Origin of the sequence: Actinoallomurus liliacearum, assembly GCF_039542035.1 — a bacterium.
Lineage (GTDB): Bacteria > Actinomycetota > Actinomycetes > Streptosporangiales > Streptosporangiaceae > Actinoallomurus > Actinoallomurus liliacearum.
Genome location: NZ_BAABHJ010000038.1, coordinates 1 through 22,717 on the forward strand (window position 1 = coordinate 1; position 22,717 = coordinate 22,717).

21 protein-coding genes and 1 tRNA gene are annotated in these 22,717 nt (G+C 69.6%); 8 read left to right on the top strand and 14 right to left on the bottom strand.

Going from position 1 to position 22,717, the window contains the following annotated elements; all coding sequences use genetic code 11:
- Positions 1-299 precede the first annotated feature (299 nt).
- A complete protein-coding gene (gene polA / locus ABD978_RS36925; protein ID WP_345365056.1) occupies positions 300-2,993 on the bottom strand; it encodes a DNA polymerase I in 2,694 nt (897 codons plus the stop codon).
- Between the two features lie 177 nt (positions 2,994-3,170).
- Here polA and ABD978_RS36930 point away from each other — a divergent pair, with 177 nt between their 5' ends.
- From ABD978_RS36930 to ABD978_RS36940, 3 genes are all read left to right on the top strand, one after another.
- Positions 3,171-4,553 (top strand): RNA-guided endonuclease InsQ/TnpB family protein, encoded by a 1,383-nt coding sequence (locus ABD978_RS36930; protein ID WP_345365287.1) that lies wholly within the window; start codon positions 3,171-3,173, stop codon positions 4,551-4,553.
- A gap of 47 nt (positions 4,554-4,600) precedes the next feature.
- Positions 4,601-5,020 (top strand): PaaI family thioesterase, encoded by a 420-nt coding sequence (locus ABD978_RS36935; protein WP_425550809.1) that lies wholly within the window; start codon positions 4,601-4,603, stop codon positions 5,018-5,020.
- A 304-nt stretch (positions 5,021-5,324) separates the two neighbouring features.
- Positions 5,325-5,954: a DUF4352 domain-containing protein gene (locus ABD978_RS36940; protein WP_345365057.1), complete on the top strand. Its 630-nt coding sequence runs from the start codon at positions 5,325-5,327 to the stop codon at positions 5,952-5,954.
- 67 nt (positions 5,955-6,021) lie between these two features.
- Here the strand turns inward: ABD978_RS36940 and ABD978_RS36945 are convergent, their stop codons facing one another.
- The 6 genes from ABD978_RS36945 to ABD978_RS36970 form a co-directional block, all read right to left on the bottom strand.
- The gene (locus ABD978_RS36945; protein WP_345365059.1) at positions 6,022-6,753 is read right to left on the bottom strand and encodes an ABC transporter ATP-binding protein; all 732 of its coding nucleotides are present in this window, start codon (positions 6,751-6,753) and stop codon (positions 6,022-6,024) included.
- Entirely contained in the window at positions 6,743-7,555 is an 813-nt protein-coding gene (locus ABD978_RS36950) for an ABC transporter ATP-binding protein (RefSeq protein WP_345365061.1), read from the bottom strand. Before ABD978_RS36950 ends, ABD978_RS36945 begins: the two co-directional genes overlap by 11 nt.
- The gene (locus ABD978_RS36955) at positions 7,552-8,739 is read right to left on the bottom strand and encodes a branched-chain amino acid ABC transporter permease (RefSeq protein WP_345365063.1); all 1,188 of its coding nucleotides are present in this window, start codon (positions 8,737-8,739) and stop codon (positions 7,552-7,554) included. Before ABD978_RS36955 ends, ABD978_RS36950 begins: the two co-directional genes overlap by 4 nt.
- Positions 8,736-9,701 (bottom strand): branched-chain amino acid ABC transporter permease, encoded by a 966-nt coding sequence (locus tag ABD978_RS36960; protein ID WP_345365065.1) that lies wholly within the window; start codon positions 9,699-9,701, stop codon positions 8,736-8,738. Before ABD978_RS36960 ends, ABD978_RS36955 begins: the two co-directional genes overlap by 4 nt.
- An 81-nt stretch (positions 9,702-9,782) precedes the next feature.
- On the bottom strand, positions 9,783-10,949 hold the full coding sequence (locus ABD978_RS36965; protein WP_345365067.1) for a branched-chain amino acid ABC transporter substrate-binding protein: 1,167 nt from the start codon (positions 10,947-10,949) through the stop codon (positions 9,783-9,785).
- 269 nt (positions 10,950-11,218) lie between these two features.
- Positions 11,219-11,884 carry an ANTAR domain-containing response regulator gene (locus ABD978_RS36970; protein ID WP_425550810.1) on the bottom strand — a complete coding sequence of 222 codons (666 nt, stop codon included), beginning with the start codon at positions 11,882-11,884 and terminating at the stop codon, positions 11,219-11,221.
- Between the two features lie 34 nt (positions 11,885-11,918).
- Between ABD978_RS36970 and ABD978_RS36975 the strand changes: the two genes are divergently transcribed.
- Positions 11,919-11,991 (top strand) — tRNA-Leu (locus ABD978_RS36975).
- Between the two features lie 63 nt (positions 11,992-12,054).
- Positions 12,055-12,837 carry a transcriptional regulator gene (locus ABD978_RS36980; protein WP_345365071.1) on the top strand — a complete coding sequence of 261 codons (783 nt, stop codon included), beginning with the start codon at positions 12,055-12,057 and terminating at the stop codon, positions 12,835-12,837.
- Here ABD978_RS36980 and ABD978_RS36985 read toward each other — a convergent pair whose 3' ends face one another.
- The 4 genes from ABD978_RS36985 to ABD978_RS37000 all read right to left on the bottom strand — a co-directional run bounded on the left by ABD978_RS36985 (position 12,838) and on the right by ABD978_RS37000 (position 16,032).
- Positions 12,838-13,014 (bottom strand): hypothetical protein, encoded by a 177-nt coding sequence (locus tag ABD978_RS36985; RefSeq protein ID WP_345365073.1) that lies wholly within the window; start codon positions 13,012-13,014, stop codon positions 12,838-12,840.
- A 103-nt stretch (positions 13,015-13,117) separates the two neighbouring features.
- On the bottom strand, positions 13,118-13,561 hold the full coding sequence (locus tag ABD978_RS36990) for a hypothetical protein (protein WP_345365075.1): 444 nt from the start codon (positions 13,559-13,561) through the stop codon (positions 13,118-13,120).
- A gap of 96 nt (positions 13,562-13,657) precedes the next feature.
- On the bottom strand, positions 13,658-15,094 hold the full coding sequence (gene pyk / locus ABD978_RS36995) for a pyruvate kinase (protein WP_345365077.1): 1,437 nt from the start codon (positions 15,092-15,094) through the stop codon (positions 13,658-13,660).
- Positions 15,095-15,477: 383 nt separating this feature from the next.
- Positions 15,478-16,032: a type 1 glutamine amidotransferase domain-containing protein gene (locus ABD978_RS37000; protein ID WP_345365079.1), complete on the bottom strand. Its 555-nt coding sequence runs from the start codon at positions 16,030-16,032 to the stop codon at positions 15,478-15,480.
- Between the two features lie 368 nt (positions 16,033-16,400).
- Here ABD978_RS37000 and ABD978_RS37005 point away from each other — a divergent pair, with 368 nt between their 5' ends.
- Complete coding sequence (locus tag ABD978_RS37005; RefSeq protein WP_345365081.1) at positions 16,401-17,831, top strand: alkaline phosphatase family protein; 1,431 nt, start codon at positions 16,401-16,403, stop codon at positions 17,829-17,831.
- Between the two features lie 28 nt (positions 17,832-17,859).
- Positions 17,860-19,515 (top strand): beta-propeller fold lactonase family protein, encoded by a 1,656-nt coding sequence (locus ABD978_RS37010; protein WP_345365083.1) that lies wholly within the window; start codon positions 17,860-17,862, stop codon positions 19,513-19,515.
- Here ABD978_RS37010 and ABD978_RS37015 read toward each other — a convergent pair.
- The 3 genes from ABD978_RS37015 to ABD978_RS37025 all read right to left on the bottom strand — a co-directional run bounded on the left by ABD978_RS37015 (position 19,497) and on the right by ABD978_RS37025 (position 22,311).
- Complete coding sequence (locus ABD978_RS37015; protein ID WP_345365085.1) at positions 19,497-21,224, bottom strand: NACHT domain-containing protein; 1,728 nt, start codon at positions 21,222-21,224, stop codon at positions 19,497-19,499. The two genes, ABD978_RS37010 and ABD978_RS37015, sit on opposite strands and share 19 nt — an antisense overlap.
- A 49-nt stretch (positions 21,225-21,273) precedes the next feature.
- Positions 21,274-21,735, bottom strand: coding sequence for a VOC family protein (locus ABD978_RS37020; RefSeq protein WP_345365087.1), 462 nt, complete (start codon positions 21,733-21,735; stop codon positions 21,274-21,276).
- A gap of 75 nt (positions 21,736-21,810) precedes the next feature.
- Positions 21,811-22,311 (bottom strand): helix-turn-helix transcriptional regulator, encoded by a 501-nt coding sequence (locus ABD978_RS37025; protein ID WP_345365089.1) that lies wholly within the window; start codon positions 22,309-22,311, stop codon positions 21,811-21,813.
- Between the two features lie 95 nt (positions 22,312-22,406).
- Between ABD978_RS37025 and ABD978_RS37030 the strand changes: the two genes are divergently transcribed.
- Positions 22,407-22,694: a YiaA/YiaB family inner membrane protein gene (locus tag ABD978_RS37030; protein WP_345365091.1), complete on the top strand. Its 288-nt coding sequence runs from the start codon at positions 22,407-22,409 to the stop codon at positions 22,692-22,694.
- Positions 22,695-22,717: the final 23 nt, after the last annotated feature.

A 22,717-nucleotide genomic window follows, 5' to 3' on the forward strand; every position in this document is an offset into this window, starting at 1 on the left:
CGTGGCGAAGGCCGCCGCGCCCGCGCGGCACGCGGTCACCCCGTGGTGGCCGGATCCGGCCGACGGCAACAGCACGCCGACGGCCACCGCGGCCACGATCAGGGCGACGGCGAGTCGGTGAAGGTGCGGCACGGGCGCCCCCAGCAGTCCGGGCCCACGGCGATCTGTGCGACCGTGCGCGACGTCGAAGTTCCGCGCGGAACGGACCTTCGACCAAGACGATCCGCGCCGCGCGGACTCTTACTTCCCGCTCCCCGGATCTTGCAATCCGTCACCGGGGCCACCAGCCGGTGACCGGCTCAGTGACCGGCGTCCTGCCAGGTGCGGCCGGTGCCCATCGAGACCTCCAGCGGCACCCGCAGGTCGTACGCGCCGCTCATCTGCTCGCGCACGAGGGACTGCAGCGCCGCCAGCTCGCCCGGCGCCACCTCGAAGATCAGCTCGTCGTGGACCTGCAGCAGCATCCGCGACCGCAGCCCGGCCGCGTGCATCGCCCGGTCGACGTTCAGCATCGCGACCTTGATGATGTCGGCCGCCGACCCCTGGATCGGCGCGTTCAGCGCCATCCGCTCGGCCATCTCACGCCGCTGCCGGTTGTCGGAGGTCAGGTCGGGCAGATAGCGCCGCCGACCCATGATCGTCTCGGTGTAGCCGTCGTGCCGGGCCGTGGCCACGATGTCACGCAGGTAGTCGCGCACCCCGCCGAACTGCTCGAAGTACTCGGCCATCAGCGCGCGCGCCTCGTCCGGCGTGATCCGCAGCTGCTGCGACAACCCGAACGCCGACAGGCCGTAGGCGAGGCCGTAGTTCATCGCCTTGATCCGCGACCGCAGCTCCCCGTCGATCTGCTCGGGCGGCAGGTCGAACACCCGTGAGGCGGTGATCGTGTGGAAGTCCGCGCCGGACTCGAACGCGTCGATCAGCGCGGCGTCCTCCGACAGGTGCGTCATGATCCGCAGCTCGATCTGGCTGTAGTCGGCGGTCAGCAGGCAGTCGTAGCCCTCCCCGACCATGAAGCCCTCGCGGATCTGCCGGCCCTCGGCCGTGCGGATCGGGATGTTCTGCAGGTTCGGATCGGACGAGGACAACCGGCCGGTCGCCGCGACCATCTGCCCGAACGTCGTGTGGATGCGCCGGTCCTCGTCCGCCATCGGGATCAGCGAGTCCACCATGCTCTTGAGCTTGGCGACCTCGCGGTGCCGCAGCAGGTGCTCCAGCACCGGGTGGCCGGTCTGGGCGAACAGGCTCGTCAGCGCGTCGGAGTCGGTGGTGTAGCCGGTCTTGGTACGCCGCGTCTTCGGCAACTCCAGCTCGTCGAACAGCACCTGCTGGATCTGCTTGGGCGACCCGAGGTTGAACTCGTGCCCGATCGCCTCCCAGGCGCCCTCCTCCATCGCCTTGACCTCCCCGCCGAAGGTCGCCGACAGCTTCGCCAGGTAGTCGATGTCCAGGGCGACGCCGACGCGCTCCAGCCCCGCCAGCACCTCCACCAGCGGCAGCTCGACCTCCTGCAGCAGCCGCGTCGCGCCCCGCCGCTCCAGGTCCGCGTCGAGCGCGTCGGCGAGGTCGACGACCGCCCGCGCCCGTACGACGAGGTCGAAGGCGGCCTCCTGCTCACCAGAGCCGTCGATCGTCAGCTGGCCGCCGTCCTCGGCCTCCTTGCGCAGCTCCCGGTGCAGGTAGCGCAGGACCAGGTCGCCCAGGTCGAAGGAGCGCTGGCCGGGCAGCGCGAGATAGGCGGCCAGCGCCGTGTCGCTCGTCACGCCGTCCAGCCGCATGCCGCGCGCGGCCAGCGCCAGCATCGGGCCCTTGGCGTCGTGGATCGCCTTCGGCCGCTTCGGGTCGGCCAGCCAGGCGGCCAGCGCCCGCTCGTCGTCCTCCGGCAGCTCCACCGGGTCGACGAAGGCTCCCGCGCCCGCCTGGTTGGCCAGCGCGAGGCCGGTGATGTCACCGGTGCCCCGCCCCCACGTGCCGGTCACCGCGACGCCGACCCGGCCCTCGCCGGTGGCGTGCTCGGCCAGCCAGGCGGCGAGCTCGCCCGGCCCCGGCCGCGCCATCTCGACCTCGAAGCCCTCCTCCGCCTCCGGCTCGACCGCCGACAGCGTGGCGTACAGCCGCTCGCGCAGCACCCGGAACTGCAGCGTGTCGAACAGCGTGTGGATCTCGTCGCGGTCCCACTGCCCGATCGTCAGCTCGGCCGGGGCCGCGTCGAGCGGCACGTCGCAGACCAGCTGGTTGACCTGGTAGTTGCGCATGACCTCGCCGAGGTGCTCGCGCAGGCTCGCCCCGGCCTTGCCGGTGATCTCCTCGACGTGCTCGATGACCCCGTCGAGCCCGTCGTACTTGGTGATCCACTTGGCCGCGGTCTTCGGGCCCACGCCCGGCACGCCCGGCAGGTTGTCGCTGGTCTCCCCCACCAGGGCGGTGAGCATCCGGTGCCGCTCCGGCGGCACGCCGTACTTCTCCTCGACCGCGGCCGGCGTCATCCGCGCCAGGTCGGACACGCCCTTGCGCGGGTAGAGCACCGTGCAGTGCGGGCCGACCAGCTGGAAGGCGTCCCGGTCACCGGAGACGATCGACACCTCCATGTCCTGCTCGACCGCCCGCGTGGCGAGCGTGGCGATCAGGTCGTCGGCCTCGTAGCCCGCGACGGACATCCGCGGGATGCGCAGCGCGTCGAGCACCTCGAAGATCAGGCTGATCTGGCTGCGGAAGTCGTCCGGGGTCTCCCGCCGGTTCGCCTTGTACTCGACGTAGGCCTCGTGCCGGAACGTCGGCTCCGACCGGTCGAAGCACACCCCGACGTGCGTGGGCGCCTCGTCGCGCAGCACGTTGATCAACATCGACGTGAAGCCGTACACCGCGTTGGTCGGCTGACCCGTCGTGGTCGAGAAGTTCTCGATGGGCAGCGCGAAGAACGCCCGGTAGGCCAGGGAATGCCCGTCCAGGAGCAGCAGGCGCGCGTTTTCAGAGGTCGCTTCCGTCGTCACCACGCCAGCAGCCTAGTGCCGTGTCAAGCAACCTTGTTCGTATGACCAGCCGCTTGTTCGTGGTCCTCCGATGGTCTGGCCGGTTTGCCCGGCGATCCTTGGAGGAGGTCGGGTTTTGTCGTAGGTACTTGGTGTAATCACCTCGTGCCTCAACGTGTTGACCCTGAAGCCCCTCGGACGGTGCTGCGCACCGCCCGGGTCGGCCTACGAGTCACGCCCGCGCAGCGGCGGCGCTGTTTCGGGTTGCTGGTCGCGGCCGGGGATGTGTGGGCGTGTGCGCTGGATATGAACCGGTGGCGGCGGCAGCGCGGCCTGGCGCCGATCATCAACTTCCAGCAGCTGTGCCGGGAGCTGCACAAGGCCGGCCCCGGGGCGTTCGGTGATCTGAACTCTCCCTGCGCCGAAGGGGTGCTGCGTCGTTACAGCGACGCCTGGTTCGCCGCCGCCAAACGCCGCGCCGAGGGCGATGCTTCGGCGCGGTTCCCGCGTCGTAAACGCCGTCTAATGCCGGTGCGGTTCCGCTACGGCGGCTTCGCTATCGACGGGCAGCGCCTGCGGCTGGCGGTCGCCCGCGGGCGACCGCGCCTGTGGGTGCGCCTGGACCGGGAACTGCCCTATCCGGTCGGGCAAATCCGGTCGGTCACCCTGCTCAACGAGGGCGCTCGGTTGTTCGTCGAGGTGACCGCCGAAGTCCCTGTCGCCACCTACCCGCCCGGAACCGAACCCGACCCTGCCCGGTTGGCTGGCGTAGATCTGGGCGTGATCCACCAGTACGCGGTCGCCGGACCGGACGGGGAAGGGTTGTTGGTCTCGGGGCGGGCGATGCGCGCCGAGGCCCACCTGCACCTCAAAGACACCAAATACCGCCGCCGGGCCGTCGCCCAGCGGGCGCCCAAACCCGGGCAGGCGGGGTCACGGCGATGGCGCAAATACCGCGCCCGCCAGCGCAAACTCGAAGCCCGCCACAAGCGCCGGATCAAACAGGGCCAGCACGAAGCCGCCAAACAGGTCATCCAATGGGCCGTCAAACGACGGATCGGGACGCTGCGGGTCGGTGACCCGCGTGGCGTGCTGGACCTCGAGGCCGGGCGGCGACACAACCAGCGGCTCCGTGACTGGCGGCCCGGCTATCTGATCCGCTGCCTCAAGGACAAGGCCGAACAGGCCGGGATCCGCGTCGAGCTGGTCGATGAGCGTGGGACCTCTTCGACCTGCCCGGTCTGCGGGCGGCGGGTTCCCAAACCCGTCGGCCGCGGCTTCACCTGTATGCATTGTGGTTTCCGTGGGCACCGCGACCTGGTCGGCGGCGCCAACATCGCCCGGCGTGGCCCTGGCGGCTCCATCACCACGAAGGATTCGTTCCCGGCGGTGATCACGCACCGTCGAGCCGGACGGCACCTGCCCGGTGCCGGACCGTCCCGGCGTGACCCGAGACGACGCCCCCATCACGGCACCGCACAAGGGTCCCCTGGCCGGCCGAGGCCCGCCCCACCACCAGTGGGGAGTCGCTCGCCTATGGCGAGGATCAACCAACACGGTCACTCCACGACCAACGTTGCTTGACACGGCACTAGTCTTCACCTCGGACAGAGCAAGGTGACGGAGGATTCATGAGCGAGGCCGGCGGCCACCCCATCAACGATCTCGAGGGCGTGGACGTGCGCGGGGACCTCGCCACGGCGATGGGCGTGGAGGTCCTCGAGGCGAGCGCCGAACGCGTCGTGGCGCGCATGCCCGTCAAGGGCAACACCCAGCCGTACGGCGTCCTGCACGGCGGCGCCTCCTGCGTCCTGGCCGAGTCCATCGGCTCCCTCGGCGCGGCCCTGCACGCCGGCCCCGGCCGCATCGCCCTCGGCATCGAGATCAACGCCACCCATCACCGCGCCGCCACCAGCGGATACGTCACGGCCGTCGCCACCCGCCTGCACGGCGGACGCACCCTGGCCAACTACGAGATCGTCATCACCGACGAGCAGGAGCGTCGCGTCTGCACCGCCAGACTCACCTGCGCCATCCGTGACCAGGCATAGATTTCTCGCATCTTTTGCACCAGTCACTCCAGTCTCGCTACCGTTGGAGGGCAAGAGCCCGGAGCGCTGAGTAGAAAACGTACGATCCGGTCCCCGTGCAGGGCCGGGGAAGGCATGCACGGGTCACCAGACCGTACGGCACCAAAGGCGCTCCGGGCTTATTTTCGCCCGCGGGCCCCGGCCACTCCGACGCGACCTCGCCGCCGCCGGTCGCTTCCAGGCGCGCTCGATCACGCCGGTCTCAGCGCCGCGCCGGTCTCGATTCGGCCACAGCCGCTTTGCGCGTCGGCCACGGAGCCTTTGCATGATCGCGCCCGTCGCCTACCGTCGCGCTGTGCGCCCCTTCGCGATCACACACGGCGTCCGCACCCGGCACCGATCCGGCGCGCTCCGCGCCCTGACGCCCCTGCTCGCCCTGACCCTCGCCGCGGCGGGCTGCGGCCACCCGGCCCACGACTACACCATTCCGCCACAGGCCCTCCCCGAGCACGAGACGCCGCTCCAGGGCCGGACCGCCGCCATCGGCGAGGTCACCTACACCGCGATCGGGGTCCGCACCAAGATCCCCGAGGTCATCGGCTCGCACGCCAGCTGGATCCCGCACGGCCAGTACGTCCGGGTCCGCCTCCTCATGGTCAACCACGGCCGCGAACGCCACGACCTCGACCCCTCCCGCCAGCGGCTCATCACCGCCGACGGAACCGCGTACGCCCCCAGCATCGACGCCATGCAGATCTCCCGGGCGCCCGCCGGAGTGCAGACCATCGCCTCCCAGGAGATGCGCGCCTTCGATCTGTGGTTCGACGTGCCCGCGAACGCCAAGGTGAAGGCCCTGCGCGTGCTCGGCGACCCCTCCTCCTCCCGGCTCGGCGACCAGCTCAAGGGCGGCGCCGTCAAGAACGCCAAGAACCCCGTCGACATCTCCCTCACCTGACGCGCCGACGACGAAAGGGGCGGCGGCCCGCCCGCGAGCCACCGCCCCTTTCGACACCGACGAACGGTCAGTCGCCCGGACCGGCCGCCGCCTCCGCGCCGCCGCCGAGGTACGCCGCGCGCACCTGCGGATCGTTCAGCAGCTCGCTCGCCTCCGCCGACTTCACCACCGAGCCCGTCTCCAGGACGTACGCGCGGTGCGCGACCTGCAGCGCCTGCTGGGCGTTCTGCTCCACCAGCAGGACCGTCGTGCCCCGCCGGTTGATCTCCGTGATGATCTCGAAGATCTGCTGGATCAGCTTCGGCGCCAGACCCATCGACGGCTCGTCCAGCAGCAGCACCCTCGGCTTGGTCATCAGCGCCCGGCCGATCGCCAGCATCTGCTGCTCACCGCCGGACATCGTGCCGCCCGCCTGGTTCTTGCGCTCGGCCAGCCGCGGGAACAGCTCGTAGACCTCCTCCAGGTCCTTGGCGGCCTGGTCCCGGCGCGCGTACGCGCCCATCTGGAGGTTCTCGACGACCGTCATACCGGGGAAGATGCCCCGGCCCTCCGGCGACTGCCCGATGCCCATGAGCACACGCCTGTGCCCCGGCACCTTGCTGATGTCCTTGCCGTCGAACCGGATGCTGCCGCTCGTGAGCGGACGCAGCCCCGAGATCGTCTTGAGCGTCGTCGTCTTGCCGGCGCCGTTCGCGCCGATCAGCGTGACGACCTCGCCCTCGTCGACCTCCACGGACACGCCCTTGAGCGCCGCGATCTTGCCGTAGTGGACGTGGATGTCCTCGATCTCAAGAAGCATCGGCGGGGACCCCCAGGTACGCATCGATGACCCGCTGGTTGTTCTGGATCTCGGCCGGCAGACCCTCAGCGATCTTCTGGCCGAAGTCCAGCACGGCGATCCGGTCGCTGATGCCCATGATCAGGCTCATGTCGTGCTCGATCAGCAGCACCGTCCGCCCGGTGTCCCGGATCCTGCGGATCAGCCCCTGCAGGTCCTCCTTCTCCGTCGGGTTCATCCCGGCGGCCGGCTCGTCGAGCAGCAGGAGCTTCGGGTCCGTCGCCAGCGCACGAGCGATCTCCAGTCGCCGCTGGTCGCCGTACGGCAGGTTCTTCGCCGTCTCCTCCATCCGGTGCGCGATCCCGACGAACTCCATCAGCTCCCGGGCCTTGACCCGGCCGTCGCGCTCCTCCCGGCGATGCCACGGCAGCCCCAGCGCCGCCCCGGCCAGCCCGGTCCGGTGGTGCGCGTCCGCGCCCACCATGACGTTCTCCAGCGCCGACATGTTGTGGAACAGCCGGACGTTCTGGAACGTGCGCGCCACGCCGCCCTTCGTCACCTGGAACCGCTTCTTGCCGTCGATCCGGGAGCCCGCGAAGACCACCTGGCCCTCGGTCGGCCGGTACACGCCGGTGACGACGTTGAACACCGTCGTCTTGCCCGCGCCGTTCGGCCCGATCAACGCGAAGATCTCACCCTCGTTGATCGTCAGGTTCAGGCCGTTGATCGCGACGACGCCGCCGAAGCGCATCGTGATCTCACGCAGCTCCAGCGCCGGCGTTCCGGTGCTCTTCTCCGCCGGAACGGCTGTCGTCTCGCTCATTCGCCCACCTCACCAGCGGCGACGGTCACCGGACCGCCCACCTCCGCACCGAGGCCGCCCATGCCGCCCTCGCCCTCGGCGAGCTCCGCCTTACGGCGCCGCGACGGCAGCAGACCCTCCGGCCGGAAGATCATCAAGAGGACCAGCACCCCGCCGAACACCAGCACGCGGTACTCCTGAAGGCCACGGATCCGCTCCGGGATCCACGCCACCAGGAACGCCCCGAGCATGACTCCGGGGAGGTTCCCCGAACCGCCCAGGACCACCGCCGCCAGGATCGTCGCCGACAGGATGAACGGGAAGTTGTTCGGAATGATCGACGTCGCCTGCGACCCGTACACCACGCCGCCCGCGCCGCCGATCGCCGCGCCGATGGCGAACGCCGCCAGCTTGAACTTGAACGTCGGAACGCCCATCAGCTCGGCCGCGTCCTCGTCCTCCCGGATCGAGGCCCACGCCCGGCCCACCCGGCTGTTCTCCAGCCGCTTGACGAAGATGATCGCCAGGACGATCACCAGCAGCATCACGTAGTAGTACGGCTTGCCGTCCAGCGCGCCGTACTTGAACGGCTGCACGCCGCCGATCCCGATCGCGTCGAAGAACCCGTTGTCCGGGATCGTCCACTCCGACAACGTCGGCGGGTGCGGAATGCCGCCGATGCCGTTCGGGCCGCCGATGTAGTCGGTGTTCTGCGCCACGATCCGGACGATCTCCCCGAAGCCCAGGGTCACGATCGCCAGGTAGTCGCCGCGCAGCCGCAGCGTCGGAGCGCCCAGGATGATGCCCGACGCCGCCGACAACAGCACGCCGACGACCAGGATCTCCCAGAAGCTCAGGTGCATCTTCGTGCCGAAGATGGCCATCGCGTAGCCGCCGATCGCGAAGAACGCGACGTACCCCAGGTCGAGCAGACCCGCCTGCCCCACCACGACGTTCAGGCCGATCGCCAGCAGGATGTACCCGCCGATCGGGAAGAACAGCAGCGTCGGCCAGTCGGTGTACGGCGACATGAAGCTGCCGATGCCGTCCGCCGGCAGGATGATCGCGACCACGATCAACAGCAGGTAGACCACCCAGCGCGCCCAGCGCGGAGCGGACCCCCACCGGTCACGGAGCGAATCGGAGAAAGAGGAGTACCCGTCCCGCGCACGGGCGAGCGGGTTTCGGTTGGTCGAATCGTTCATGCGCGCGCCTGCTGAAGAGACTCACCGAGAATGCCGGTGGGACGGAACATGAGGACAAGCACCAGAACGCTGAATGCCACGACGTTCTGCCACTCGGAGCCGAAGATCGCCGAGCCGTACATCTCGATCACGCCGAGGACGATGCCGCCGACCAGCGCGCCGCGGAGATTGCCGATACCGCCCAGCACCGCGGCCGTGAACGCCTTGATGCCCAGCAGGAAGCCGACGTCGAACTTCGTCTCCTCGAACCGCAGCATGTACAGCGCCGCCGCCACACCCGCCATGGCGCCGCCCAGTGCGAACGTCGCGGTCACGATCCGGTCGATGTTGACGCCCATCAGCACGGCCGTCTCCGGATCCTGCGCCGTCGCGCGGATACCGCGGCCGAGCTTCGTCCGGTTCACGAACACGTCCAGCAGGACCATCATCAGGACCGCGCCGACGATCACGATGAGCCGGTCGTTCGACAGCTCGAACCCGCCGATGTGGATCACATCGTCACGGTGCACGAAGTGCCCCTGGACCGGCAGCGCGCCCTTCTCCTTCGGCAGGCCGAACGCCTGCGGGATCACGAGCCGCGCGAAGAGCTGCTGCAGGAACAGCGACGCGCCGATCGCCGAGATCAGCGCCGCGAGCCGTGACGCGCCTTTCCGCCGCAAGGGCCGGTACGCCACGTACTCCAGGATCACCGCGCTGCCGCCCGACGCGACACCGCCGACGACCGCCAGCACGAGGGCCAGCCCCACCAGCGCGAAACCGCCGACGTTCGACGGCATCCCGAAAAGGTGCAGGGCTCCGAGCACGCCGAACGTTCCGATCATGAAGATTTCGGAGTGCGCGAAGTTGATGAGTCGCAGGACGCCGTAGACCATCGTGTAGCCGAGCGCCACCAGCGCGTAGATCGCGCCGAGCGACAGGCCGTCAATCGTGTACGGCCAGAATTGACTGAAAAGATTGTTCAATGTGGTCGCCTTTGCCGCAGGGGCGGGAGCATGTCGCTCCCGCCCCTGCGCCTGTCCTAAGGCCGCCGTCTGGCAGGCGGACTACTTGACCGTCGCGTTCTTGGCGCTGCCCAGCAGCGGGAGCTGGTTGCCCTTGACCTCGTAGACGTAGACGTCCGTCGCGGTCGGCTCACCGTTGCTCTGGAACTTGATCTCCTTCGAGACTCCCGGCTTGTCGACCTTCGTCAGGAAGTCGTTGATCTTCTCCGGGGTGGTGTTGCCGGCCTTGACCGCCTCGATGAACGCGGTGGCCGCGTCGTAGCCCTCGGCCGAGTAGATCGCCGGGTCGGCGTTGAACTTCGCCTTGTAGTCCGCGGCGAACTTCTTGCTCGCCGCGCTCGCCGTACCCGTCGGGTCGATCAGGCACGGGCAGCCGATGACCGAACCCTCGGCGTTCGTGCCGCCGGCGCCCTTGGCCAGACCCTGGTCCAGCGAACCGTCACCGGACAGGAAGCGCGCCTTCACGCCACCCTCGCGCAGCTGCTTGATCAGCTTGCCGCCGGCCGCGTAGTAGCCGCCGAAGAAGATGGCGTCCGGCGAGAACGCCTTCACCTTGTTGACGGTCGCGGAGAAGTCCGAACCGTTCGGGTCGATCGGGTCCTCGGAGGTCTGGGCGCCGCCCTTCTCCACCGTCGCCTTGACCGTCTCACCGAGCGGCTTACCGTACTCGGAGTTGTCGTGGACGATGAAGACCTTCTTGGCCTTCAGCCCGTTCGTGATGAACTCACCGATCCCCGCGCCCTGCACGTTGTCGTTGGCGATGAGGCGGTGCCAGTACTTCCAGCCGTGCGTCGCCAGCGCGGCGTTGGTCGCCGAGGAGGAGATGTTCGGCAGCTTGCCCTCCTCCAGGACCGGGTCGGCCTGCGCCGACTCGCCGGAGAAGGTCGGGCCGATGAGGCCGGCGATCTTGTCCTTGGTGATGGCCTGCTTGGCCAGCGGCACGGCCTGCTCGCCCTTGCCCTGGCTGTCGTAGGTCTTGAGGGTGATCTTGACCTTCGGGTTGGTCGCGTTGTACTGGTCGATGGCCAGCTGAGCGCCCTGCTTGGGCGGGATGACGATGCCGGAGTTCTCGCCGGTCAGGTCGCCCATGAACCCGATGGTGACATTGTCACCACCACCCTTGGAGTTGCCACCGCACGCGGACGCGCCGAGCGCCAGTGTCGCGCTCGCCGCCACCACGCCGACGACCGTAATCAATCTGCTCCGCAAGGTAGCTCTTCCTTCCGTCCGAATCCCCTGGATCAGGGACTTATCACCACCCAGGTCGTGGACTCGGTGCGGGCGAAACAGCACGTTTCCTGGGGGCTCGGTGGGTAGTACACCGAGCACCGGCTACGAACAGTAGAGATCCAGCGATGGTGTTGCTGATTCGTTACTGCCCTGTGCCCTAAAAGTCCAGTTTTGGTTACGGACGGCTACTCTGCGTAGTGGCGCAGATCACTTCGTTTCGGGGATGTTAACGGACATAGGACGTCCTGCTATTCGGCTGGTCCGCCAGACGTCTCTCCCGAGCCGCCCGCGATGACCGCCTCCGCCACCGCCCGCATCGTCAGCCGGCGGTCCATCGACGTCTTCTGGATCCAGCGGAACGCCTCCGGCTCCGACCACCCGTGCGCGCTCTGCAGCAGCCCCTTGGCCCGGTCGACCAGCTTCCGCGTCTCCAGCCGCTCCCCGAGCGAGCTCACCTCGGCCTCGAGGCTCTTGATCTCCTGGAAGCGGCTCACCGCCATCTCGATGGCGGGCACCAGATCCGCCTTCGTGAAAGGCTTCACGAGGTAGGCCATGGCTCCGGCCTCGCGCGCCCTCTCGACCAGCTCACGCTGGGAGAACGCCGTCAGGATGACGACCGGCGCGATGCGCCCGGCGGCGATCCGCTCGGCCGCCGAGATCCCGTCCAAGATCGGCATCTTCACGTCGAGGATCGTGAGGTCCGGGAGCAACTCCGTCGTCAGGCGGACGGCCGTCTCCCCGTCCCCTGCCTCACCGACGACCTCATAGCCGTCTTCTTCCAGCATCTCCTTGAGGTCCAGCCTGATCAGGGCCTCATCCTCAGCGATCACAACACGACGCGCGCTCTCGGTCACGCGCACGAGCGTACCCGGACCCGCTACCCTGGTACCCGACCCGGGGTCACTCCCGGTCATCAAAACGGACATATAGCCGGATGTCAGGAAATAGGCCCCGATATCCCAACGGCAGAGGAAATGGTCTCAAACACCATCTAGTGTGGGTTCGAATCCCACTCGGGGCACTTTATGAATCGCCGTTCCCAGCGAGCGGCGATTTTGTCGTAGGACAGCGCGACACTGAGCGCATGTATGACATCGCCACCCGTAATCGCGCCTTAGAACTTCTCGCGCAGGGCTTGACCGTCAGCGAGGTCAGCAGACGCACGCGGATCTCCCGATGGGCCATCCGGGACTGGCAACTGCGGGCCGACCAGGGCAGATCCGTGGCGTCATACCGCACGGCTCCGTGCCCCCGCTGTGCGACGCCTCCGACGATCCCGCAGCCTGCGGACCGATACGCTTATCTTCTAGGGCTCTATCTCGGTGACGGCTGCATCAGCCCCGTCAGCGATCCCGCCAAACGAATCTGGGCTTTGCGCATTTTCTGCGCGGACAGCTACCCCGGCCTGCAGACCGAGTGCGCGGACGCCATCCGCGCGATCCGGCCGGACAATAAGATCCGCTTCCTCAAGCTCGTAGGCTGCACCGAGATCAACAGCCATTCGAAACACTGGCCGTGCTTCTTTCCCCAGCACGGCCCAGGCAAGAAGCACAACCGGACGATCGCGCTGGAGTGCTGGCAGCAGGAGCTGGTCGGGCGATTCACGGAGCCGTTCGTCCGTGGGCTGATCCACTCGGACGGGAGCCGCTCCACGAACCGCGTGCGGCATTCGACGGAAGGCGGCGAGCGCTGGTACGAGTACCCCCGCTACTTCTTCACCAACGAATCGGCCGACATCGCCAGGTTGTTCACCGACGCGCTAGACAGACTCGGCATCGCGTGGAAGCGGTCGAACCGCAACAACATCTCGGTGGCGCGGAGGGAGGCGGTGGCGCGGTTGGATGAGTTCGTGGGGCCGAAGTACTGATCAGCTCGCGTGGCGGATCAGGAACTCCTGCTGGGCGTCCGGGGCCGTCAGGATCGAGCCGGGGACGGCGGGGTCGCGGTGTTCGGACTGGAGGTCCTCGGGGCGGGGGCGCGCGGGCAGGGAGCGCCAGCGGGGCGTGGACACGTCCCGGGAGGGAGCCTTCCGGTCTTCGCTCATGATTCCAGGATGCCGCGCGCCAAGGCGCGTACCAAGCTCCGACCGAATTCCGGTGCGCCTTGACGGTGCACGTCTTCACGTCTCGGATGAGCGTCGCGGGTGGTCAGGCGTCGAAGGCGGCGAGGAGACCGCCCACGATGAGACCCATGCCCACGAACGCGAACGGGCCCGCCGTCCGGGTCGCCGCGCGTGCCTGTGCCGGGGTGGCGCCGGCGGCCCTGAGGATGCGTCGGGCGTCGGCGTAAGGCTCGCGCCGGTCGGGTAGCGCACCGGCTGCGACGGGGATGTGCACCAGGCCGGCGAGTCCGGTGACGACGACGGCCGGCCAGCGGCTCCCGGTCGCGTCCACGAGTGCCAGGCCGATGGCGAGGGCGGTGGCGTAGCCGGCCATGGCGGCGAGTTGTACTCCGGCGGCCAGCAGGGCGGCCGAGGGGATGCCGGTCCCGCCGATCCGGAGCAATGAGCGCCACAGCCGTTCCCCGACCTTACGGCGGAGCAGCATGCCCCACCCGAAGAGGACGAAGAAGGTGACCAAGGGCATGGTCATGACCGTCTCCTCACGGGCGTGGCGCTCGTCCCCGGCCTATGCGGGGCCATCGCCTGGCACGACGATGGTCCCGCACCGGACCGTGGTCCAGCCGCGTCAGGACACCGGGGGCATGGCGATGGCGTCGCCGAGGCGGTGGACGCGCAGCGCGTTGGTGGAGCCGGGGATGCCGGGGGGCGAGCCGGCGACGATGACGACGCGGTCGCCCTTCTGGAGGCGGCCGATCTCGAGGAGCGCGGCCTCGACCTGGCGGACCATCTCGTCGGTGTGGAACACCTCGGGGACGATGAAGGTCTCGACGCCCCAGACGAGGGCCAGCTGGCTGCGGGTCTCGGGGCGGGCGGTGAAGGCCAGGAGGGGGATCGGCGAGCGGTAGCGGGACAGGCGGCGCGCGGTCTCACCGGTCATGGTGAAGGCGACGAGGGCCTTGGCTCCGACGGTGGCGCCGACCTCGGCGGCGGCGCGGGCGATGGCCCCGCCGACCGTCTCGGGGACGCGGTCGAGGGAGTGGGTGGCGCGGAGGGTGTGCTCCTCGGCGGCGCAGACGATGCGGCCCATGGTCTGGACGGACTCGATGGGGTAGTCGCCGACGCTGGTCTCGCCGGAGAGCATGACGGCGTCGGCGCCTTCGAAGACGGCGTTGGCGACGTCGGAGGTCTCGGCGCGGGTGGGGCGGGGCGCGCTGATCATGGATTCGAGCATCTGCGTCGCGACGATGACCGGGCGGGCCTTCTCGCGGGTGAGCTCGATGGCGCGTTTCTGGACGATGGGGACCTGCTCGAGCGGGAGCTCGACGCCGAGGTCGCCGCGGGCGACCATGATGCCGTCGAAGGCTTCGACGATGTCCTCGAGGCGGTCGACGGCCTGCGGCTTCTCGATCTTGGCGAGGAGGGGGACGGTGCGTCCTTCCTCTTCCATGATGCGGCGAGCGGTCGTGGCATCGTCGGGGCTGCGGACGAAGGACAGGGCGACCATGTCGACGCCGAGGTGGAGGGCGAAGCGCAGGTCGTCCTCGTCCTTCTCGGTGAGGGCGGGGACGCTGACGGCGACGCCGGGGAGGTTGAGGCCCTTGTGGTCGGAGACCATGCCGCCGACGAGGACGCGGGTGCGGACGCGGGGGCCGTCGACGGCGGTGACGTTGAGGACGACGCGGCCGTCGTCGATGAGGACGGTGTCACCGGCGTTGACGTCGCCGGGGAGCCCGCCGTACGTCGTGGAGACCATGCTGCGGTCGCCGGGGACGTCCTCGGTGGTGATGGTGAACTCGTCGCCCAGGGTCAGGCGGACCGGGCCGTCGGCGAACCGGCCGAGCCTGATCTTGGGTCCCTGGAGGTCGGCGAGGATGCCGACGCCGTGCCCGGTGACGTTGGAGGCTTCACGGAGATATCGATAGACCTCCGCGTGCTGCTGCTGGGTGCCGTGGCTCATGTTGAGCCGGGCGACGTCGATCCCGGCCTCCACGAGGGCGTTGATGCGCTCCTGGCTGGAACAGGCGGGACCTATCGTGCTGACGATCTTTGCTCGGCGACTCACGCTACAACCCTAGGTAGTTACTGGGCGGTACGCGTATTCATGCAGGTCGGCGTCGCCCAGTGTTCACGTATTGGTCTAGACCGAAGGGGTCGAGACGGGCCCCTTGGTCCAAATGTGAGGGTATGCCGCGTCGCGACGAACAGGCAGCCGGATCCCAAAGTCGGGCTTGCCCGGTTTCGCGGTGCGGGCAGTCGCGCGCCCGTCCATCCGGCCGCTCGGGCGGCCGCGGGCGCGTACGTCCGGCGGGGTGTCTCCGGCGCCGCCGGAGCCGACCGCGCCGGAGACCATGCCTCACCGGGAGCGGCCGCCCGCCCCGCGACCGGCCGGGCGGATGCCGGGGCGGGCGGCCGGCACGCCATGTGCCGGCCGGCCGGGCCGGCGGCTCAGGCCGCGAACGTCTCGACGAGCTCCTGGCAGAAGGCCTTGAGGTCGTCGGGCTTGCGGCTGGTGATGAGGGTGTTGGAGCCGGCGGTGCAGCGCGTGACCTCCTGGTCGACCCAGGTGCCGCCCGCGTTGCGGATGTCGGTCCGCAGGCTGGGCCAAGACGTCAGGGTGCGGCCGCGTACGACGCCGGCCTCGACGAGGGTCCAGGGCGCGTGGCAGATCGCCGCCACCGGCTTGGCGCTGTCGAAGAATCCCTTGGCGAAGGCGACGGCCTTCGGCTCGGTGCGCAGGAAGTCGGGGTTGGCGACGCCTCCGGGGAGGACAAGCGCGTCGAAGTCGTCGGCCGAGACCTCGTCGACGGTGGCGTCCACGGGGAAGGTGTCGGCCTTCTCGAGGTGGTCGCGGGCCTGGACCCGGCCGCCGCCGGTGGAGACGAGCCGTGGCGTGCCACCGGCCTGCTCGACGGCCTTCCAGGGCTCGGTCAGCTCGACCTGCTCGATCCCGTCGGGGGCGACGAGGAAGGCGATCGTCTTGCCGTGAAGGTTGGTGCTCATGGGTCGGTACCTTCCAAATGATGCTTGAGGCCGTTCGTCAAGAGCCCTGCCCGGCATCGGAGCCGATATTCACGTTCCGGTGTGACGTTCGGAACAGAGCGCTCATCCGGGCGGTGGACCGGCGCCGCCGCTGCCGCGCCCGGCCTGGGGCCGCCTCCCCCGTTGAGCGCGGTCGATCATCGATGGCCCGACAATAGTCCTTTCTCGCCACAAATTGGAGAAACAGCGAGTCAGGCCGATTGTCCGAATCAACGTTTCCGTCACTCGATCATCGAGCGTCGTTCATACGTTCGCGTTGCATCCGGCCCCATGGATGAGCCATTTTCTATGAGGTGTTTTCGTGGTCTGGATTCGACGGGAGCGTACATATGCCGGAACTCACCCGCCGCCGCCTGTTCAGTTCGGCGGGGGCGCTGGCCGCGGCGGCTTTCGCCGCGGAGTTCCTGCCTCCGAACCTGCGGCGGGCGATGGCGGACTCGCCGCCACCGGGAAAGGGCCGACTCGGCGACATCAAGCACGTCGTCGTCCTGATGCAGGAGAATCGCTCGTTCGATCATTATTTCGGGACTCTTCCCGGGGTGCGGGGTTTCTCCGACCCGGCGGCGATCACGCTGAGCACCGGCCGGTCGGTCTTCCACCAGCCGGATCCGGAGAATCCGGCGGGCTATCTGCTGCCGTTCCACCTGGACACGCGCACGACGAACGCGCAGGCCATCCCATCGACCAACCACGCCTGGAAGGTCCAGCACCAGGCGTGGAACGGCGGCAGGATGGACAACTGGCTGCCGGCGCACCGGGCGGCCGACGGGGTGAACGCGCCGTACGTGATGGGCCACTACACCCGAGCGGACATTCCGTTCCAATTCGCCCTGGCCGAATCTTTCACGATCTGCGACAGCTATTTCTGCTCGGTGCTGGGGCCGACCTGGCCGAACCGGCTCTATCTGATGAGCGGCACCATCGATCCGGGCGGCGAGCAGGGCGGGCCCGTCACCGGCAACCGGATTCCGGTTCCGTGCCGGTGGAAGACCTATCCGGAGGCGTTGACCGAGGCCGGGGTCGACTGGCGGGTCTACCAGGAGGTCGACAATTACGGCTGTAACGTGCTCGAACGGTTCGAGTCGTTTCAGAACGCCCCGGTCGACTCGGCGCTGTACCGTAACGGCCTTCGTACGTACGCCGCGGACCAGTTCGAATTCGACGCGGCCCACGACCGGTTGCCGACCGTGTCCTGGATCATCCCGACGAGTTACCAGTCCGAACATCCGGACTACACCCCGGCGGCCGGCGCCGACTATGTGGCGAGCAAGATCGACGCGATCGCGTCCAACCCCGCCGTGTGGGCCAAGACGTTGTTCGTCCTCAACTACGACGAGAACGACGGGCTGTTCGACCACGTCCCGCCCCCGGTCCCTCCGCCGGGGACCGCGGACGAGTTCGTCGCGGACCTGCCGATCGGGGCCGGCTTCCGCGTGCCGTGCATCCTCGTGTCCCCGTGGACGCAGGGCGGCTGGGTGGCCCGTGAACCGTTCGACCACACCTCGACGCTCCGGCTGCTGGAACGGCTGACGGGGGTTCCGGCGCCGAATCTGAGCGCCTGGCGACGGCGGGCGTTCGGCGATCTGACTTCCGCGCTCGGGGTGGCGGTGCGCGGCCGGCCGCCGCGGCTGCCCCCGACGAAGCAGGAACTGGCGCAGGCGGCGGACGCCGTCGACCGGTTGCCGACCCCGGAGTTCCCCGGTGCCGCGCAGACCCTGCCGCACCAGGAGAAGGGCCCCCGGCCTCGGCCTCGGGGCTGAGCCGCGGCGGACCGGAAGGGATCCACACGTGCGAAAGCGCATCTCCCGGCGGCGTCTCCTCCTGGCGGCGGGCGGCGTCGCGGGCCTGGTCGTCCTCGCCGTCCCCGCGGGCTCGGCGGCACAGGGTCCCCGGCCGCGGCCCAGCCCCAGCAACAGCGCGCCCGGCGACCTGGAGTGGGAGGCGCCGGGCGAGCGGCCGCAGGCGCGGCGGGCGACCGGCCCGTACATCGCCTATGTGGCGCTGACCGGCGGATACACCGTGGCCACCGTCGACGTCGCGGCCCACCGGATCGTGGCGAACGACATCCTCACCGACTCCGCGCAGGGCGTCGCGGCGACTCCGGACGGCGCGAAGGTGTACGTCGCCGACACCGGCCAGTTCGACGTGCTGGTCGTCGACCCGGCGACCGGCACCGGACGCCGGGTGCGCGTCGGCCCGTTCCCCAGGAGCGTCGCGATCTCCCCGGACGGGACGAAGGTGTACGCGGCGGTCACCGGCGGGGACACTGGGAAGGGCGGTTCGGACACGGTCGCGGTGATCCACAGCCGGTCCGACACGGTCACGCGGTCCGTACGGGTCGGGACGGCGCCGCGCCAGGTCGTGTTCGCGGCGGACGGGGCGCGGGCGTACGTCACGTACGACTCCGGGGTGGCGGTGCTGGACGCCCGGAAGGACCGCGTGGTCCGCAGGATCCGCGACTCGGCCGGTCCGCAGGGCGTCGCGGTGGACCCGACCGGCCGGACGCTGTACGTGACGGAGCCCCGGGCGAATACGGTCGCGGTGTTCGACGCGGCGAGCGGCCGGATGCGCGGCCGGATCGCCGTCGGGGACCAGCCGTGGGGCGTGGCGGTCACGCCGAACGGCGCCAAGGCCTACGTCAGCCGGATGAACGCCGACGCCGTGGCGGTGATCGACACGGCGACGCGGCGGATCCAGCGGACGGTCGCGGTCGGCCGGATCCCGGCGACGGTGGCGATCACGCCCGACGGCACGGAGGCGTGGGTCGGCAACGTGACGTCCGGCGATATCTCGGCGATCAGCACGGCCTCGGACTCCGTCATCGCGACGATCGCCGGCAGCCCGGGAGGGAAGCGGGTGCGCGCGGCTCCGCTCGGCATCGCCTTCGCCAGGACCCCAGGTGAACCACCGCCGGCGGCCCGTAGCCCCAGGCAGGTCAGGCCCACGGTGGGCCGCCAGGGCCCGCCGGCCGGACCTGCGGGCGGCCGACGGCCGGTCGCCGACGACCACGAGGTTGCACGGCCCTTCGTGCCGGGTGGCCGCGCCATGCCCCCGGACGTCTTCGCCCCGGCGCGGGCCGAGGACGCCGAGGACGCATGGCCGTTCGTGCCCGGTGGCCCCCCGGCCTTGCCACCGGACGTCTTCGCCCCCGCGCGGGCCGAGGACGCCGGGGACGCACTGCCCGCGGACGTGGCCGGGTACGGCGCGGACGCCGTCCCCTGGGTGTCCCCGGCCGGCGGGGTGACGGTGGAACCCGCCACGGAGGACGCCGACGCCGAGGCGGAGGAGTCCGGGACCCGGGTCGAGGACCTCGTGCCCGACCTGACGCCGCTGATCGGTACGGCGCCGGACACGGCCGTCGCGACTCTGTCCCCCGGGCCGGGGCCTAGGGACGCCGACCCCGCAGGCCGTTACCCGGCGGGGAATCAGGTCGCGGCTTCGTGAAGACCGGAGATTCCGGTCCCGATCTCCCGTGAGGCGAGCCATTGCTGAAGTTCGAGATGCCGGAACTGGTAGGCGTCTCCGGACGCGCAAAGGAGGCCGATCTCGTGGGCCCAGGCCAGGAAGATCGCGAACCGCCACGGCAGGTCGCCGCGGAGGGCAGCGGTACGCCTCTGCATGAAGTTCCGCAACCACTTCCACCATGTCAGAACGCACCCTGCGAAAATGATCACGCCAATACAGATGTTGAAGACAAGACGGCTCTTGACCTCATCGACGCCCGCCGGACCGAGTCCGGAGAACGTACCGGAGATCCCGCCGGGAAGCGTGGCGACAGCCCATACGCCGAGGATCGGCAGGGCCAGCATGAAGACACCGGCGGCGATGACCCCGAAGTACTCTCCGGCGCTGAGTATCAGCCGCCGCCGGGCGATCGTGGTCCCCGAGGCCCCCCGCTCCGATTGCTCATTGAGGTGCTTGGCGAGGTGGGCGAGCCAGCGGGTGACCTGATCGACGCGGTAGCGCCGGCGGCCGCGCCCTTCAATGGCCGTTGCGACGAAATGGGCGAGGAGGTAAGAGTCGACGTCGCCCTGCTCGGCCACCGTCAACAGCTCCGACGGATCTCGGCCGGCCAGGAGGACGCTCGCGGCGAGCGTCAGCCGCCACGGCGTCGACAGGGTCCGGGCGAGGGTGTCCTGAGGCCGGGCGGCCAGTTCCATTCTCAACTGCACCCATGCCGCCTCCTCTCCAGGCCCCCGGTCGGCGAGTCGCCGTGTGAGGTAGGCGTCGATCTCCTCCGTGCTCAGCGGTCGGATGACGACGGTCGTGGCCCCGCGGAGCACGGCCTCGCCCGTCCGAAGCGCCTCGTACGCCGAGGTACGACAGGTGAGGATGAGCGGAGCGGGGCCGTCGTCTCCGACATACCGGTTGAGCAGGTGCAGTGCCCGGATCGCACGCCTGGGCACACCGCCGGCGCCCGGCTCTCGCGCTTCCAGGTCCATCTCGTCCAGACCGTCGAGGACCGGCAGCACACGCCTGTCTCTCAGCAGCGCGGCGACGACGCGCCGGTTCATTCCGTAGGTCCTCGCCACGCGAGCCGCCAGCCAGCCTTCGAATTCCTCCTCGTCACGGCCTTTCTCAGGAGGGTCCCAGCCCGCCAGTCCGATCCGCACCGGGACGCCGGTGCGGCCGCCCTTTCGCCCGGCCCGGAGGAGGTGCCGGATCAGTTCGACGGTCAAGACCGTCTTCCCTGCCCCCGCGGAACCGGTGATGAGCAGCCGTCCGGTGGATCCGCGGTAGAAGTCGCCGACGGTCCCCAACGTCCCGCTGCTCGGTCCGTCGAGGTCGCGAAAGGAGATCAGGTCGGGCACGAACTCCAGGTCGGCGGTGGCGTTCTCCGGTCCCAGCAGATCCAGTCTCAGCCGGCGCTCGGCCTCGGCGACCTTCGCGGCGAGTTCCCGCTCGGCCCGGTCGAGCGCCTCGGGATCGGTCCTCAGGCGGGTCTGTTCCAGGTACTGCCAGCAGGACAGCACCAATGCGAGAGCGGCGATGACCATACCGGCCACGTTCGAGACGTCGACCGCGTGCTTCGATCTGCCGGCCGCGACGCGTAACACGGACCAGCCACCCCACCCGAGTGCCACCAGGCCCACGGCGATGAACGCCGCACCGGCCCACCGCCGCCCCTCCCGAGGAAGCCATCGTTTCGCCACGGTGCCATCTCACACCGCGGCGCACGCGGCCGGAAGATCCTGCATATGACTACTTGTCCGCGTCGCCACCGAGGCCCCAGTCGGCGCTCTCGTCGAGTTCCGCGAAGCGCTGGGTCAGGCTGTACCAGTTGCCGGAGTCGTCGCGGAAGATCGCCTCGATGCCGTACGGGCGCCGCTGCGGTTCCTGCAGGAACTCGACGCCCCGGGCGGAGAACGCGCGGAAGTCGCCCTCGCAGTCGTCCGTGGTGAAGGCGCCGGCACCCAGGACGCCCTTGGCGATGAGCGCCTTGAGCTGCTCCGCGGACTCCGGGTCGAGCGCGGGCGGGCCCGGGACCATGAGGGTCAGGTCGAGTTCCGGGCGGCCCTTCGCGCCGACGGTGACCCAGCGGGGCCCGTCGTCGCCCAGCCGCATGTCGTTGCGCAGCTCCAGGCCGAGCTTCTCGGTGTAGAACCGCTTGGCCGAGTCCTGGTCGAGCACCCAGACGGTGGCCAGGCCGAGATTGGTGATCACGTGAGCTCCTCGATTCGGGGGTTTGCGCTGTTCAGGATATGGATCGGTGTCGTGTGGCGACTTCTCCGATATTGCTCACTCCGGCCGGAAGCCACCGGCCCAGAACAGCACGAAGCAGCCCGGGATCGGGGCCGGTCCCGATCGGTGCTCGCGGGCGCGGAACTCTGTCGGTGTCATGCCGACCTGCTGCTTGAAGCGGGTGCAGAAGGTCCCGAGGCTCGTGAAGCCGACGACGAAGCAGATCTCGGTCACCGTCAGGTTGGCCGAGCGGAGGAGTTCCTGGGCGCGCTCGATCCGGCGGCGGGTGAGGTACCGGCCCGGCGTCTCCCCGTACGCGGCGCGGAACCGCCGGACGAAGTGATAGCGCGAGTAGCCGGCCTGCGCGGCGACCGCGTTCAGGTCCAGCGGCTCGGACCAGGAGCGGTCCATAAGGTCCTTGGCCGCCCGCATCCGCCGCAACGCGGCGATGTCCGCGGACCGGGGCGCGCCCTCCGGCTCCGCCGCCGCACCGTCGTTGGCCCGCGCCGGGCCTGTTGGCGCCGGCGGCGCGTTTCCGCTGGTCGGGGCGGTGTCCATGGCGGCGATCCTGTCATAGCCCTCCGACACGGCGACGCGGCGGATTGAGTATTACTGCTCATGCGGCCGGGCTCGGGTCTGCCGACGATGGGCGTATGAACACCACAGTCAAGTCGAGCACCACGGCCGCGTTCCTGGTTCAGGCGGCCATCTCGTTCGGGATCTCGTTGACGGCCTGCGCGATCGGCATCGCCTACCTGCCGGTCGGCGGATGGATCAGGGCGTTCCTGGCGCTCGCGTTCCTGTACGCGGTGACCTCGACGTTCACGCTCGCCAAGTGTGTGCGGGACCGGCAGGAGACGGCCACGATCACCGGTCGCGTGGACCAGGCCCGGCTGGACAAGCTGCTGGCCGAGCACGATCCGTTCCGGGTCCAGCCCTGACCGGCCCGGCCGGGCGGGACGTC

Bases quoted from the DNA above. Each gene is read 5' to 3' on its own strand.
- ABD978_RS36935 (WP_425550809.1), top strand. From the start codon at position 4,601: ATGAGCGAGGCCGGCGGCCACCCCATCAACGATCTCGAGGGCGTGGAC.
- ABD978_RS36940 (WP_345365057.1), top strand. From the start codon at position 5,325: ATGATCGCGCCCGTCGCCTACCGTCGCGCTGTGCGCCCCTTCGCGATC.
- ABD978_RS36945 (WP_345365059.1), bottom strand. From the start codon at position 6,753: ATGCTTCTTGAGATCGAGGACATCCACGTCCACTACGGCAAGATCGCG.
- ABD978_RS36950 (WP_345365061.1), bottom strand. From the start codon at position 7,555: ATGAGCGAGACGACAGCCGTTCCGGCGGAGAAGAGCACCGGAACGCCG.
- ABD978_RS36955 (WP_345365063.1), bottom strand. From the start codon at position 8,739: ATGAACGATTCGACCAACCGAAACCCGCTCGCCCGTGCGCGGGACGGG.
- ABD978_RS36970 (WP_425550810.1), bottom strand. From the start codon at position 11,884: ATGACCGGGAGTGACCCCGGGTCGGGTACCAGGGTAGCGGGTCCGGGT.
- ABD978_RS36980 (WP_345365071.1), top strand. From the start codon at position 12,055: ATGTATGACATCGCCACCCGTAATCGCGCCTTAGAACTTCTCGCGCAG.
- ABD978_RS36985 (WP_345365073.1), bottom strand. From the start codon at position 13,014: ATGAGCGAAGACCGGAAGGCTCCCTCCCGGGACGTGTCCACGCCCCGC.
- ABD978_RS36990 (WP_345365075.1), bottom strand. From the start codon at position 13,561: ATGACCATGCCCTTGGTCACCTTCTTCGTCCTCTTCGGGTGGGGCATG.
- ABD978_RS37000 (WP_345365079.1), bottom strand. From the start codon at position 16,032: ATGAGCACCAACCTTCACGGCAAGACGATCGCCTTCCTCGTCGCCCCC.
- ABD978_RS37005 (WP_345365081.1), top strand. From the start codon at position 16,401: ATGCCGGAACTCACCCGCCGCCGCCTGTTCAGTTCGGCGGGGGCGCTG.
- ABD978_RS37025 (WP_345365089.1), bottom strand. From the start codon at position 22,311: ATGGACACCGCCCCGACCAGCGGAAACGCGCCGCCGGCGCCAACAGGC.
- ABD978_RS37030 (WP_345365091.1), top strand. From the start codon at position 22,407: ATGAACACCACAGTCAAGTCGAGCACCACGGCCGCGTTCCTGGTTCAG.